We start from the raw sequence: 15,634 nt of genomic DNA on the forward strand, positions 1-15,634 counted from the left end.
ATAGGTTTAACCTCATTCTAATACATTAGAACTAGATAATCCATCTATTTTCACAACTCAGATTGTGAACTCTGGAAATGGTTGGTTAATACTTGACTCCTTACTTAGTCCTTGTTATGATAAATCTTGTGTAAAATAGTTGCAGCAGTTGTGTGTTTCGAATCGTCCAGTCTATTCCTTTTGACAAAGGTGTATCGTGTAACCTTTTGGCTGCAAAGGCGAAGATGCAAGATGATAGAATGGCATTCGGATTGAACACATCTGGTTCTTATTTTACAACAAAATAAAACCAAAAACAGAGGAGGAGTCATTCATGGCTCGTTATACAGGTCCATCTTGGAAACTGTCCCGTCGTCTTGGAATTTCACTTTCAGGCACTGGGAAAGAAATCGAAAAACGTCCTTACGCACCAGGACAACACGGTCCTAACCAACGTAAAAAACTTTCCGAATACGGAATGCAATTACAAGAGAAACAAAAACTTCGTTTCATGTTCGGTGTAAACGAACGTCAATTCAAAACGATCTTCAACAAAGCTGGTAAAATGCCTGGTAAACACGGTGAGAACTTCATGATCCTTCTTGAAACTCGCTTGGACAACCTCGTATACCGCATGGGTCTTGCTCGCACTCGTCGTGCAGCTCGCCAACTTGTTAACCACGGCCATGTTATGGTTGATGGCAAACGCGTTGACATCCCATCTTACAGCGTAAAACCGGGTCAAGAAATTTCTCTTCGCGAGAAATCCCAAAATCTTGACATCGTAAACGAAGCAATCGAAGTGAACAACTATGTTCCTGAATACGTTTCTTTCAACGCTGATACTAAAGTTGGTCAATTCATCCGTCTACCTGAGCGTAGCGAACTTTCAGCAGAAATTAACGAAGCACTTATCGTTGAGTTCTACTCTCGTTAATCGCTTCACCCAAAAAGAGTCCTTCACAGGGCTCTTTTTTTCATGCACTTCGTGTACAATGAAGACATTCTACATAAATGAGGTGGCAATATGAAACTGATTTCAATTTGTCCAAGTAATACAGAATTGCTGGCCTATCTAGGCCTTGTCGATCAACTTGTGGCCGTTGATGATTTTTCTGACTGGCCTACAAGCATTCAAACCCTTCCCCGACTCGGACCGGATTTATCCATCGATATGGATAAGTTGGAGCAATACAAGCCTGATTTAGTGCTTGCATCGCTTAGTGTACCTGGGATGGAAAAAAATGTGGAGGAACTGCAAAAGCGCAATATCCCCCATATCGTCCTCGATCCGCATTGCCTGGATGATATCGCCGCCAATCTCCTACTAGTTGGACAGGCATGCGGCATTGAAGAACGGGCCCAACTAATTCGAGATGAGTTCTTGTCGTTTATCGACAAAATGAAAGCGCGTGCTACAAGCGTAGCAACATCGCCGCGACTTTACTGGGAATGGTGGCCAAAACCGGTGTTCACACCGGGCTCTACCAACTGGCTCGCTGAAATTAGTGCGATTGCAGGTGGCTCCAACGAATTCAGCGATGTCGAACTCGCCAGTGTCCAAACCGATTGGGAGGATGTCTTGCAAAGGGATCCTGATTACATTCTACTTGCCTGGGTTGGCGTCCGACCAGAAAAAGTGAAAAAAGAAGTGGTATTGAAACGACCAGGTTGGCAAGAACTTGAAGCGATTCGCAGCGGACGTTTCTCAATTATGGAAGAAGCGTTGTATTGCCGCCCTTCCCCCCGATTGCTTGAAGGAGCGTTAAAATTGGGAAATATGATTCACCCAGAAATTTACGGTAATTTGGAACTACCGGATTGGGTTGCAAACAAATAAACCGAAAAAGGCTATTTCCTTTACAATCAGGAAAATAGCCTTTTCGTTACTTAAGAAATCAAACGAATTTCACCATTTTATAATTCTTCTTACCACGACGAACAATCGTAAACGCGTCTTCCAAACGGTCTGCACCACTTACTTCATACGCCGTGTCCGTGATCCGTTCCCCATTCAAGGAAATGGCTCCGTTGGTCACATCTTCACGCGCTTGACGCTTCGATGGTGACACACCCGCTTCAACAATAAAGTCGACAATGTTTTTAGCTTCTTTCGTCATTTCGTATGACGGGACATCTTTGAACGCGTCTTTCATTTCAGAAGCTGTCAATGCTTTCAAGTCGCCGCTAAACAGCGCTTTTGAAATGCGGATCGCTTGGTTCAATGCTTCTTGTCCGTGAATTAAACGCGTCATTTCTTCTGCCAATGTCTGCTGTGCTTTACGCAAGTGTGGCTCTTCTTGTACAGAAACTTCTAGCGCTTCGATTTCTTCTCGCTCTTTGAACGTAAAGATCTTCAAGTATTTGATCACATCAGCGTCTGCTGTATTGATCCAGAACTGGTAAAACTCATACGGGGAAGTTTTTTCCGCATCCAGCCATACTGCGCCGCCCGCAGTTTTTCCGAATTTCGTGCCGTCTGCTTTTGTGACGAGCGGAATAGTAATTCCGAACGCTTTTACTTCTTCTTCGTGTGTTTTCCGAATGACTTCAAGTCCTGTTGTAATATTGCCCCACTGATCCGAACCACCTACTTGTACTCGGCAGCCATAGTGATTGAATAGATGATTGAAGTCGATTCCTTGGATGAGCATGTACGAAAACTCGGTAAAGGAGATGCCGCCTTCCAGACGTGATGCGACATTATCTTTTGCAAGCATGTAGTTGACGCCTAACAATTTACCGTAATCACGTAAAAACTCGATGATGCTCATCGACCCGATCCAATCGTTGTTATTGACCATTTGTGCCCCGTTTTCGGAATTAAAATCAAATATCTGTTCCATTTGTTTTTTAATACCGCTCACGTTTTTCGCAATCTGTTCCATAGTTTGCAGCTGTCTTTCTTCAGAACGGCCAGATGGATCCCCGATTGTACCCGTCGCTCCGCCGACAAGTAAAATCGGCCGATGCCCATGCAGTTGAAAACGTCTAAGCGTTAGCAATGGAACAATATGTCCGATATGCATACTGTCCGCCGTAGGATCGACACCACAATATAGAGAAATCTTCTCTTTGTTCAGCAAGTCCTCAAGTCCTTCTTCGTCTGTTTGTTGGTACAATAGACCTCTCCATTTCAAATCTTCCATCAATGCGTTTTTCATCTGAATCCCTCCTAAATAATTCACAGACTCTAGCGGCAAGCTCATATCCCATCCGTTCTAGCACTCCAAAAAAGACAGCAAAAAGTCCCTGCACGATTATCACAATCATGCAGGGACGCTAATTCTATCATTAACGCGGTACCACCCGGCTTGAGAAAAGTTTTCTCCGCTCAACACGCCCTATCGCTGCGCATGCGTCACACTCCAGAACTGTAATTCATGATCGTGGTCCGAGTGACTTTCACCAACCGTCACCTCTCTAAATACGGATCCCACACCACTACTGCGGTTCTTTCATTATGCGAAAAAATATATAAGACTCATTCTATCCTATATTTTAACTTTGTCAAATAATTTCGATTGGCGAATACAAAATATGCTATAATGGGTTAGATTTCAGCAAGTCACTACCAGCTAAGAAGAACCAATCCGTATATACAGAAATCTATAAAGATATGAGGGAGGTGAAAGCCGTTAGCCAAATCTTATGCTTGTCATATACCACATCGGGTATACGCTTCGGCAAAAGCAGGCACGATGAAGCAGGAAGCAAACAAGGCCTATAGATTTTTATAGGTTTTTGGCAACGGTTGAAGTACTTGAGTGAACAGGAAAAGAAACGACTTGATCTTATAGAAGAGAAGCTTGAAACGTTAAACAAAACAAAATGGGCGAGAGGTTTACGAATTACTTCAGGTGTTTTTTGGAACCTATTTCTTCTATTTCTCATCTTCGGGATGACGCTATCCATCTTCGCCGCCTCAGTCGGGGCAGGTTATTTTGCATCGCTCGTCTCCAAAGAGCCATTGCGCTCTAAAACGGAAATGCGCGACGCCATCTTCAACTATGAAGAAACATCCGAAATCTATCTTGCTGGCGGTGTCTATATCGGTAAAGTCAATTCCGATATAGAGCGGAAAGAAACGAAGCTGGAACAAGTTTCTCCATACGTCATCGATGCAGTATTGGCGACCGAGGATGAATATTTTAATGAGCATAATGGCATTGTACCGAAAGCGATTTTCCGTGGTCTATTCCAAGACGTGACAAACTCGGACAGCCAAACGGGTGGTTCGACACTAACCCAGCAATTGATCAAAAACCAGGTGTTAACGAACGAAGTGTCGTATGAGCGGAAAGCGAAAGAAATTCTTCTCGCCATGCGACTGGAACACTTTATGGATAAAAATGAAATCCTCCAAGCCTATTTGAATATTATCCCATACGGCCGAAATGCAAACGGTCAAAATATTGCGGGGATCGAGACGGCAGCTGAAGGCATTTTCGACAAAAAAGCGATTGACTTGAATTTACCACAAGCCGCTTTCATCGCCGGAGTTCCACAAGCGCCTTTTGCCTATACACCGTTTAAAAGTGGTGGCGGCATGAAGGATCCAGAATACTTAACACCCGGGATCGATCGGATGAAAACCGTCCTCTATCGGATGAAAGAGACAGGCTACATCACTGAACAGCAATATAACGAAGCAGTCACTTATGATATTACAAAAGATTTCCGTGAACCTGTCCTGCGTGCAAGTGAACGTTATCCATACTTAACGCAAGAAATTCAAAACCGAACTGTCGCTATCTTGGCAAAGATCATTGCAGAACAAGACGGTATCGATCCGGAACGACTTGATATCGAAAAGAAACTTTACGAGAAATATGCCATTCTGGCTACACGTTCCATGAAAAATGACGGTTATAGAATCTATTCGACAATCGATAAAAATTTATACGATAAAATGAATGAGATCGGTAAATCATTTGAGCACTATGGATTCACCTATACACGTGAAGTGAAAGATCCGCACTCCGGGGAAATCGAATTAAAAGAAGATCCCGTTCAAGTCGGCGCCATTCTTATTGAAAACAGTACCGGAAAAATCCTTTCCTTCATCGGAGGGCGCGATCATGAACAAGAAGCTACTAATCACGCAACACAGGCGTACCGGCAAAATGGTTCTTCCATGAAACCGTTGCTCGTCTATGCACCCGCAATCGAATACGGAGTCATTGGAGCCGGCAGTCCCGTTGTCGATGTGAAATTTAGCGTGCGACAGCCTAACGGCTCAACATGGTCACCAAGTAACTATAATGCAACATCGGAACTCGGTATCATCCCGGCCAGAGAAGCTCTTGCGAAATCATTAAACTTGGCTACAGCAAGACTATACCGGGATATCATTGACCGTCGTCCAGCTGAATTTCTTGCAAAAATGGGGATTTCCAGACTTGATCCGGGCGACTATGTCAACTACTCCACTTCTTATGGAGGCATGACCCGAGGGATGAGTGTGGAGGAAAACACCAATGCATTTGCGACATTTGCAAATGGCGGGCAGTTCATCGATGCGTACATCGTCGAACGGATTGAAGACATGGACGGCAATCTCATCTATGAGCACAAACCCGAACCCGTTGACGTTTTCAGCCCGGAGACAAGTTATATCATTACCGATATGATGCGCGATGTGCTGAAACCTGGCGGGACAGGCACTTTGATTAAACAGAATCTGAATTTCAATATCGACCTTGCAGCGAAGACAGGAACCACACAAGGATATGGTGACGCGTGGATTGTCGGATACAATCCGAATGTCTCCCTCGGTGTCTGGCTCGGTTATAAGGAACAGTCCCGAAGTCTTTACTATGGGCTCCAAAGACAGACCTTGCATCCATCGACACGGACAAGCATGCTGTTTGGCCGACTTATGAATGCAGCCAACGAAGTGAGTCCTGAAATTGTCGGAGCAAGTGACAAGTTTCAACGTCCAGAAGGTGTCGTTACAAGATCGTTTTGTGGTATTTCCGGTCTTGCACCGTCTGCCGCATGTTCAAATGCCGGACTTGTCAGATCAGATTTATTCAACGCAAAAGCGATGTTACCAACAGCCGCAGACGACAGCATCATCTCGTCTTCGTATGTCATGGTAAAAGGTACAAGATACCTTGCGCATCCTACAACACCGGCCGAATTTGTCCAAACAGGCGGGACAGGGGTGAATGAAGCCTTCATCAACCGGATGCTCGGTCCGTGGAAAGGCGATGCATCCAAGCTGTTTCCTGCAAATTCCGCTTTCGCATCACGTGTTGTATCTGGAGCCGTGTTCAATGCGGATAATAGTGCTCCGGCACCCGTGCAAGCGGTCATCAATGGATCAACGCTTACATGGACCGCTTCGCCTTCCAACGATGTCATAGGCTATTACATCTATGAAGGTGGCTCGAAAATCGGGACAATCCGGGATGGTATGTCAAAATCCTTAGCGGTCGGTTCCGGTTCTTATTCCGTCCGAGCAGTCGATATTACGGGCAAACTATCCGAAATGTCCAATGTCGTCACGCCGGAGAACAGTTTACCAGAGGAAAATCCGGATGAAACTGCACCAGACGATACCAATGAGGAAACAGGTAATCCCGGCAATGGCAACGGCGGTAACGGTACTCCACCTGCCGAAGAAATTGACATAGCGGATGACGATTCCGAATAAAAAAAGAGCTTGTCCACAAGATTTACAGTGGACAAGCTCTTTTTCTTTCCATCAATTTTCCATCGTTGACAAATCGCCTGTCGGCAAGTTCAACTCCCAAGCTTTTAGTACACGACGCATGATTTTCCCACTTCGTGTTTTCGGTAATTTATCCTTAAATTCGATTTCCCGTGGGGCTGCATGTGCTGCAAGACCTTTCTTGACAAAAGCACGGATATCCTCTTCCAACTCCTCAGACGGCTCATATCCTTCATGCAATGCGACAAATGCTTTGATGATTTCACCGCGAACCGGATCCGGTTTCCCGATCACACCAGCCTCAACGATTGCTGGGTGCTCCAGCAGCTTACTCTCTACTTCAAACGGTCCCACACGCTCGCCGCTCGTCATGATTACATCATCCACGCGCCCTTGGAAGAAGAAGTATCCATCCTCATCCATATAAGCCGAATCGCCGGAAACATACCATTCCCCATTCAGGAAATAGGAATCATACTTCTCCGGGTTATTCCAAATTTGGCGCATCATTGCCGGCCAGCCTTTTTTGATGGCCAAGTTCCCCATACGATTTGGAGGCAAGACGTTCCCTTGATCATCAACGATCGCCGCTTCAATTCCTGGAACCGGTTTCCCCATAGATCCCGGCTTAATTGGCAAACAGCCGAAATTACAAATCGTTTGTGCGCCTGTCTCTGTCATCCACCATGTATCGTGAATGCGCAGATTAAACGCTTCCGTCCCCCATCGAATGACTTCCGGGTTTAGCGGCTCACCGACCGAAAGGATATGTCGAAGTGAAGAAAGATCATGGCTACGCAGTGGCCCTTCCCCTACGCCCATCAACATCCGGAACGCGGTCGGCGCGCTATACCAGACCGTTACTCCATAGTCCTCAATAGCTTTGTACCAGTTATCTGCCGAGAATCTTCCGCCGACTACCAAACTTGTAGCGCCCGCAAGCATCGGTCCGAAAATACCATAAGCTGTACCTGTCACCCAGCCAGGGTCAGCGGTACACCAGAATATGTCCTCATCCTTCAAATCGAGTACCCAGCGAGTTGTCTGAAGCTGTTGCACCATCGCTTCTTGAACATGCAAGACGCCTTTCGGTTTGCCTGTAGACCCTGATGTATAATGCAGCAAAGTAGGGTCTTCCCGCTGCAACCATTCCACTTGGAAATGAGATGACGCTTCTTGCAAATGTTTCGTAAAATCGACGTACATTCCTTTTTCTTCGATATCCTCACCGACAAGGAATACTGTTTTTAGATGTGGCAATTTGTCGATTGGTACACGATGAAGCAATTCCGGTGTTGTCACAATCGCTGTTGCCTCACTATCGGACAATCGGTCATAGACTGCACCTTCCATGAACGCTTCAAAAAGCGGGCCTACAATCGCTCCCAGTTTCAATGAGCCCAGCAGTGCAAAATACAGTTCCGGAGATCGCGGCATGAAGATGAAAATCCGATCCCCTTTTTCAAGTGAGGAATGATTGCGCAATACGTTGGCAGCCTTATTTGACATCTTTTTCATTTCATTATACGTATAGGACTCTTCCCGATCTGCGTCTTTATAAAAAAGTGCAACCTTATTTTTTCTATAAGTTTCAGTATGACGGTCCACCGCTTCATGGGCGATATTGATGAGACCGCTTTCATACCAACTGAAATCTTTTTCTACGTCTGTCCAATTGAACGACTCGACGGTACGATCATAGTCCTCTAGTTGAAATTCCCCTTGAATGACTGGTAACATTTTCATCACCATACTTCTCACCCTTTCAAAACTTTATGACTTATATTCTACAACATTCCCCCTGGAAATGTCTAACTAATTTTATTTTTACAATAGTTCCATTTTTGTAAAGAACTATTACGTTTTCTTTAAAAGTTTTGTTGTATACTAGACTTGTCTGTACATTTTGTAAGGCGGTGATAATCGTGAACCATGTAAAAACATACAATGCAATGGAAGTAAAACATAAGAACGGGGACCTTATTATTGAAGGACCCATTTCTTCAAAAGTGCTAGCAAGTCTCGATTTCCATGAAGAACTTATCGCATTTAGACCACCTGCCCAGCAACATAAAGCTCTAGTCGAAATTGCAGATCTTCCAGAAGGTCGCATATTGATTGCACGGAATCAGAACGAAATCATCGGCTATGTCACGTTTTTATATCCAGATCCACTGGAGAGATGGTCGCAAGGAAACATGGAAAACTTAATTGAGCTCGGGGCCATCGAAATTATTCCTAAGTTCAGGGAAGGCGGAGTCGGAAAAGCGCTGTTGCGCGTTTCCATGATGGATGACGCAATGGAAGATTATATTATTCTCACAACAGAATATTACTGGCACTGGGACTTGAAAGGCACAAATTTAAACGTATGGGAATACCGCAAAATAATGGAGAAAATGATGAATGCAGGCGGATTGGAATACTTTGCAACCGATGATCCGGAAATCTGTTCGCACCCGGCTAATTGCTTGATGGCGAAAATTGGGAATCGTGTCGATCAGGAGTCCATTCAACAGTTTGATAATCTTCGATTAATGAACCGATTCATGTACTGAAAGGAGGAGCTTGCATGCTACTAGAAGAAGTTATGATTAAGGATGTCATCACACTCTCACCAACCAATACAGCCAAGGATGCCCTTCAGACAATGCAGGAAAACAAAATTCGGCATCTGCCTATCGTAGAGTCGGATGGAACTGTTGTCGGCATAGTCTCGGACCGTGATTTAAAGAATATCGACCCTCCTACGCTAATAGGAGGATCCGATCACGATTTGTCCAATTCCCTTCTTGGCGATATTATGACGCCCAACCCGATTCTTGGTCATCCGATGGATTTTGTCGAGGAGGCAGCCATCCTATTTTACGAGCACAAAATCGGGGCGCTACCAATCGTCTCCACTGACAAATTAGTCGGTATTATTACAGAAACCGATTTATTGTATAAATATATCGAATTGACGGGTGCACATCAGCCGGGATCGCAAATCGAAGTCCGCGTACCAAACGTGCCAGGTATTCTATATGAAGTGTCCAAAGTGTTTCATGATCATCAAACGAATGTGTTAAGTGTACTCGTGTATCCTGATAAAGAGAATGTTGCCAATAAAATAATTGTCATACGCATCAATTCCATGAATCCGCTTCCACTCATCCAAGGACTTAGACAAAACGGATTTGAAGTGTTATGGCCGAATGTGCCAGGAATTGACGTATGAAAAAAGATGCAGTCTTTATTTATTCCGAAGACCAACTGAATTACTCTTTTTCAGATACACATCCATTTAACCAAAAGCGAATTATTTTGACACTTGATTTATTGAAAAAAATGCAAGCGATCACTGACGAGGATATTATTCGTCCTCGGATCGCTACAGAGGAGGAATTACTCCTTGCCCACGATGTCAAATTCATCGAAACTGTAAAAAAAGCGAGCAAAGGCGAATTGCAGGAAAATGTTGGGGCCATTTACGGAATTGGCACTGAAGATACACCGATTTTTCCAAATATGCATGAAGCAAGCGCCTTGCTAGTCGGTGGTACATTGACTGCTGTCGATGAGGTCATGAACGGTCGTGCTAACTATGCATTGAACCTCGGTGGAGGGTTACATCATGGATTTCACGGAAAGGCTTCCGGTTTCTGCGTCTACAATGACAGCTCTGTAGCCATTAAATATTTACAGCAGAAATACGGGGCGCGCGTGTTGTATATTGATACCGATGCCCATCACGGAGACGGGGTTCAATGGAGCTTCTACGATGATCCGAACGTTTGTACATTGTCGATCCACGAGACAGGTCGATACCTTTTCCCAGGTACCGGTCATATTACAGAACGGGGAAATGGAAAAGGTTATGGCACTTCATTCAACTTTCCAATCGATGCCTTCACAGAAGATGAGTCGTTTTTGGAAGTTTATCGTACATCGATAAAGGAAGTGGCCGAATACTTCCAACCGGATGTCATCCTGACGCAGAACGGAGCAGATGCTCATTACTTCGATCCATTGACCCACTTGTATGGAACGATGGCCATTTACAATGAAATCCCACGGATTGCACGTGAAATCGCCGAACAGTACTGTGAGGGTCGCTGGATTGCGGTAGGCGGCGGCGGATATGATATTTGGCGTGTTGTACCGAGAGCATGGGCACAGATCTGGCTGGCCATGAAAAAGCTTCCTGCGCCCACTGGACCGCTTCCAGCTGATTGGCTTACCTCTTGGCAAGGTGAATCACCAGTTCCCCTTATACCTACTTGGGAAGATCCAGATCCGCTCTATGAGGCGATTCCGCGAAAGAAGGAAATAACAGAGAAAAATGCACAAATGTTAAATCGCGCACTTTATATCATTCGTAACGAAAAAATAAACAAATAATTCCCCTTAATCAAAAAAAGAGTCAATCACTACCGGATTTCTCCAGTAGGATTGACTCCCTTTTTCTCAACCGTTACGTACAGCAAGCCTTAACGAGCTTTCTATTCTTATTTTTTCAGAGAGTCTCGTTCTTCGAGTCTGAATGGCAAGATCACTTGCTCCTCGGAAACCTCTTCCCCATCCATCAGTTTTGTTAACAGCCGCATCGCGACCGCTCCCAAATCGTAAAGCGGCACAACAATCGACGTCAATTGCGGTCGAACAACTCTTGCCATATTGGAATGTTCGAAACAGATGATTTCATAGTCCTCTGGCACCGATAGACCATTATCCCGGAGTCCATTCAAAATGCCTACAGCAATGCGATCATTTGTAGCAACAATGGCGTTCGGCTTTCCAGGTAAATCAGCAATCCTGTGCCAATTCTGATAGGCAGTATCATATGAATTATCCAATTCGATAATCAATTCTTCCTCAACAGGCAATCCTGCCTCTTCAAGCGCCCGGATATAGCCGACTTTTTTACTCGCACGGTTTATATCCCTTGTAAACGGACCTGATGCAAAGACAATTCTTTTATGTCCGCTGTCAATCAATTTCTTGACTGCCATATAAGCTGCTTCTTCATAATCGATATTCACGGATGGCAATTGCTTTTCAACATCCAATGTCCCCGCAAGGACAATTGGGATATTGGCCGTAGCCATTTCCTTTCGCACTTCATCAGAAACCGAATCACTCATAAAAATCATCCCATCCACCTGTTTCCCTAGATGGTCCTCGATCAATTCGACTTCCCTCACCGTGCGCTCATCGGAATTAGAGAGAATGATATTATACTCGTACATCGTTGCGATATCTGCCACCCCGCGGGCAAGCTCAGAATAGAAACTGATTGAAATATCCGGTACAATGACCCCAACCGTTGTAGTCTTCTTACTGGCAAGTCCTCTTGCTACCGCATTTGGGCGGTAACCAAGCCGCTCAATACAATCGAGAACCTTCTTTCTCGTTGCCGGCTTTACATTCTGGTTGCCATTAACGACGCGGGAGACCGTTGCCATCGAAACATTTGCCTCCCTGGCTACGTCGTAAATTGTTACTGCCATTGTCTTTTCTCCTTTCAACTAACTGGATTTAACTCCATTATAAACAAAACGCCGGAACCATGAAAGTTCCGGCGTCGAATCATGAGATTGTTTGATGAGTATTCATGAATTGTTCAATGGCTTCATAAAATTCATCGAACTGTTGCAGATCCATCTGTTGTGCAGAATCTGACAAGGCAACAGCCGGATCAGGATGCACTTCTGCCATTACTCCATCCGCACCTACTGCGATTGCAGCTTTTGCTGTCGGCAACAACAAGTCCTTACGACCTGTCGAATGCGTCACATCAACAAATACAGGCAAATGCGTCTCTTGTTTCAAAATCGGAACTGCCGAAATGTCCAATGTATTGCGAGTAGCGCGTTCGTATGTCCGGATACCGCGTTCACATAGGATAATCTGGCTATTTCCTTTAGATATAATGTATTCAGCTGCATTGATAAATTCATCGATCGTAGCAGCCAGACCACGTTTCAGAAGAACCGGTTTGTTGACCATACCCGCTTCCTTCAATAATTCAAAGTTCTGCATATTACGTGCACCAATTTGGATGACATCGATATAATCCAATGCTTCTTCCAAATGAGTCGGCGTGATGATTTCTGTCACAACGGACAGCCCTGTTTCATCTGCAACACGCTTTAAAATTTGCAAACCTTCCAAACCAAGTCCTTGGAAATCATACGGAGAGGTACGAGGCTTGTAAGCACCGCCTCTGATCATCGTCAAGCCTTTCGCTTTAATCGACTTTGCGACAGCTGATACTTGCTCATATGATTCGACTGCACATGGACCGTAGATGAATGATGGTGCGCCGTCACCAATCTTATGGCCATTGACGTCAACAATCGTATCTTCCTTTTTACGTTTACGTGAAACGAGCAATGCGTTGCGTTGTTCGTCTTCTTGTATTTCAAGAGCAGACATGAAAATGCCCTTAAATATCTGTTCTAAAACGCCGTTTGGCAACGGACCGTTGTTTTTCTCTTTTAAGGAATTGAGCATCTCGCGCTCCCGGATCGGGTCATAGCGATTGACACCTTGCTTTTCTTTAACTTTGCCAATTTCTTGAACTACAGCTGTTCTCTCATTAATCAGATCCAAAATTTTGTCGTTCAGCTCAGTTACTTGGCTGCGTAGTGCTTCAAGTTCATTTTGTCTCATTTGTCCGTCTCCTCCCCCACATATGATTCCCTTTTCGAAGTCAGGAATATATGTTACATTTTTAGATAATAGACCAAGTATAATGAAGACTGTTTGAAAAGTCACGTTATTTCTGCAAGATTTCAAAAAAAAGTTGATTTTACGACAGAAAGGATGAAATGTTCTGGCTACAACCTTATTTGCACTTGACATCGGAACCCGTTCCGTCGTGGGTATCATCCTGAAGGAAAGTAACGGCTCCTACTCCGTCGACGACCTCGTCTCGATCGAACATCAAGAACGCTCAATGATCGACGGACAAATACATAATATTTTAAGTGTTGCCAATGTCATTGCAGAAATTAAAGAACTACTCGAAAAAAAGCATGGACCCTTAAAACGGGTGAGCGTAGCCGCGGCCGGACGGGCATTGAAAACAGCAGAAGGATCGATGACCATCGATATTTCCGAACATGCCCTCATGAACGTTGAAGATATTAACCGGTTGGAGCTGGCAGCTGTCCAGCAAGCTCAACAAAAACTATTATCATCCGATTCAATGTCAAAAGACGAATACTATTATTGTGTCGGATATTCTGTTCTGCACTATAAGCTGGACGGAGAAGAAATCGGCCATTTGCTCGATCAAACGGGACAGACTGCCTCCGTGGACGTCATCGCCACCTTTTTACCACGGGTTGTTGTCGAATCTCTACTATCCGCTTTAAAACGTGCCGGGCTTGAAATGGAGGCACTGACGCTCGAACCGATCGCCGCCATCAATGTACTCATTCCGCCTTCCATGAGGCGTCTCAACGTTGCTCTTGTCGATATTGGAGCGGGTACTTCCGACATTGCCATTACCGACTCCAATACCGTTGTAGCCTATGGCATGGTACCGATTGCCGGGGATGAAATTACAGAAGCGCTCAGCAATCATTATTTACTCGATTTCCCACTTGCCGAACAAGCCAAAAGAAGTCTTTCTTCTGGTAGCGATATTGTCGTGACGGATATTCTTGGCTTCGAACAGATCGTCCCGTCCAATGAGGTGATCTCCATTATCCAACCGGCGATTCAGCGATTGGCCCAATCGATTTCAAATGAAATCAAACGGTTGAATGGCGGTCAATCACCAAAAGCGGTCATGGTTGTAGGTGGCGGAAGTTTAACACCAACATTGATGAAAGAGTTGAGCGCTTGTCTGGAGCTTCCGGAAAACCGTGTTGCTATACGAGGGTTGGATGCACTCACCAATGTCACGTTAGCAACAGATATCCCTTCCTCTCCGGAACTTGTCACACCGATCGGCATCGCCATTGCAGCCAGAAGAGCACCGATTCACTACATGTCCGTAACGGTCAACGATAAAACAATCAGACTTTTCGAATTGAAGGAAATGACAGTGAGCGATGCCTTGCTAGCGGCCAATGTTAAAGCGCGCCAATTATATGGCAGACCTGGGCTCGGGATGTCCATATCAGTCAATGATCATGACCTTATCATTCCCGGTGAACATGGAACGCCATCGATCATGCGAGTAAACGGACAGATTGCCAATACGAAAGACCGTATCGCAGACGGGGATTGTATCGAGTTACTTCCTGGAAAAGAAGGCCGTCATGCATCCGCCACCTTGGCAGATGTAGTCAAAGGCAGCGGAACCATTGATGTAACGATTGATGAGGTTCCCCTTACATTAGAACCTGAAATTACCATCAATGGAGTTATCCAACCTTTAGAAACGATGCTCCAAGATCGCGACAAAATAATCATCCAAGAACAACATACACTTGCTGCAGCATTGGAAAAACTCAATCGAAATGATCTATTGACACTAACTACCTTTACAATTACACTGGATGGAAAACCAGTTGCACACACGCTGAAACAAGTAGAATTCACAGCTAACGGGACAACAATTGACACTTCTTATCTGCTGAGAAATGGCGATAGCATCACAAGCGAAAAAAAGGACAAACTGACGATAGGCGAGGTTATCAATCACCTTGGCAAAAAGATAGCAGACGAAATAACTGTCACATTCAATGGAGAAACGCTTCTTATCCAAAAGCAGCGAATCGCCATAACGGTAAATGGTCATCAGGCATCCGCCACTGATTTTATAAAAGTGGGCGATCAGCTCGACCTCGTAACGCTGCAAGCCGATCCTATTCGATTCAGTGATATTTTCACCACTTCGGATTATCAATTACCGAAAAACACTTCGGGGAATTATCAATTACTGCGGAACACTTCCCCAATCGGCTTCAATGAACCCATTTTCGGAGGGGACGCATTGGAAATTATTTTTACATAACAACAATTTATCTTCTATAC

General features: G+C 44.7%; 11 protein-coding genes. 7 read left to right on the forward strand and 4 right to left on the reverse strand.

Annotated features, from left to right (window positions below; genetic code table 11):
- Positions 1-313 precede the first annotated feature (313 nt).
- Together rpsD and MHZ95_RS09630 are read left to right on the forward strand one after the other, a co-directional pair.
- Positions 314-916: a 30S ribosomal protein S4 gene (gene rpsD / locus MHZ95_RS09625; protein WP_239390406.1), complete on the forward strand. Its 603-nt coding sequence runs from the start codon at positions 314-316 to the stop codon at positions 914-916.
- A 90-nt stretch (positions 917-1,006) separates the two neighbouring features.
- The gene (locus MHZ95_RS09630) at positions 1,007-1,819 is read left to right on the forward strand and encodes a cobalamin-binding protein (protein ID WP_239390407.1); all 813 of its coding nucleotides are present in this window, start codon (positions 1,007-1,009) and stop codon (positions 1,817-1,819) included.
- 58 nt (positions 1,820-1,877) lie between these two features.
- Here the strand turns inward: MHZ95_RS09630 and tyrS are convergent, their stop codons facing one another.
- The gene (gene tyrS / locus MHZ95_RS09635; protein WP_239390408.1) at positions 1,878-3,143 is read right to left on the reverse strand and encodes a tyrosine--tRNA ligase; all 1,266 of its coding nucleotides are present in this window, start codon (positions 3,141-3,143) and stop codon (positions 1,878-1,880) included.
- A 599-nt stretch (positions 3,144-3,742) separates the two neighbouring features.
- Here tyrS and MHZ95_RS09640 point away from each other — a divergent pair.
- Positions 3,743-6,640 (forward strand): transglycosylase domain-containing protein, encoded by a 2,898-nt coding sequence (locus MHZ95_RS09640; protein WP_239390409.1) that lies wholly within the window; start codon positions 3,743-3,745, stop codon positions 6,638-6,640.
- 51 nt (positions 6,641-6,691) lie between these two features.
- On the opposite strand, the gene acsA is transcribed toward MHZ95_RS09640, so the two are convergent.
- A complete protein-coding gene (gene acsA / locus MHZ95_RS09645; RefSeq protein ID WP_239390410.1) occupies positions 6,692-8,410 on the reverse strand; it encodes an acetate--CoA ligase in 1,719 nt (572 codons plus the stop codon).
- A 173-nt stretch (positions 8,411-8,583) separates the two neighbouring features.
- Between acsA and MHZ95_RS09650 the strand changes: the two genes are divergently transcribed.
- The 3 genes from MHZ95_RS09650 to MHZ95_RS09660 are packed head-to-tail and all read left to right on the forward strand — an operon-like array spanning position 8,584 to position 11,041.
- Complete coding sequence (locus MHZ95_RS09650; protein WP_239390411.1) at positions 8,584-9,216, forward strand: GNAT family N-acetyltransferase; 633 nt, start codon at positions 8,584-8,586, stop codon at positions 9,214-9,216.
- 14 nt (positions 9,217-9,230) lie between these two features.
- Positions 9,231-9,878: an acetoin utilization AcuB family protein gene (locus MHZ95_RS09655; protein WP_239390412.1), complete on the forward strand. Its 648-nt coding sequence runs from the start codon at positions 9,231-9,233 to the stop codon at positions 9,876-9,878.
- Positions 9,875-11,041, forward strand: coding sequence for an acetoin utilization protein AcuC (locus tag MHZ95_RS09660; RefSeq protein WP_239390413.1), 1,167 nt, complete (start codon positions 9,875-9,877; stop codon positions 11,039-11,041). Before MHZ95_RS09655 ends, MHZ95_RS09660 begins: the two co-directional genes overlap by 4 nt.
- A gap of 107 nt (positions 11,042-11,148) precedes the next feature.
- Here MHZ95_RS09660 and ccpA read toward each other — a convergent pair whose 3' ends face one another.
- Positions 11,149-12,150, reverse strand: coding sequence for a catabolite control protein A (gene ccpA, locus MHZ95_RS09665; protein ID WP_239390414.1), 1,002 nt, complete (start codon positions 12,148-12,150; stop codon positions 11,149-11,151).
- A gap of 79 nt (positions 12,151-12,229) precedes the next feature.
- Complete coding sequence (locus MHZ95_RS09670) at positions 12,230-13,315, reverse strand: bifunctional 3-deoxy-7-phosphoheptulonate synthase/chorismate mutase (RefSeq protein ID WP_239390415.1); 1,086 nt, start codon at positions 13,313-13,315, stop codon at positions 12,230-12,232.
- A 208-nt stretch (positions 13,316-13,523) separates the two neighbouring features.
- Here MHZ95_RS09670 and MHZ95_RS09675 point away from each other — a divergent pair, with 208 nt between their 5' ends.
- Positions 13,524-15,614 carry a cell division protein FtsA gene (locus MHZ95_RS09675; RefSeq protein ID WP_239390416.1) on the forward strand — a complete coding sequence of 697 codons (2,091 nt, stop codon included), beginning with the start codon at positions 13,524-13,526 and terminating at the stop codon, positions 15,612-15,614.
- The last annotated feature ends 20 nt before the right edge of the window (positions 15,615-15,634 follow it).

The organism is Sporosarcina sp. ACRSM (genome assembly GCF_022346545.1).
GTDB lineage: Bacteria > Bacillota > Bacilli > Bacillales_A > Planococcaceae > Sporosarcina.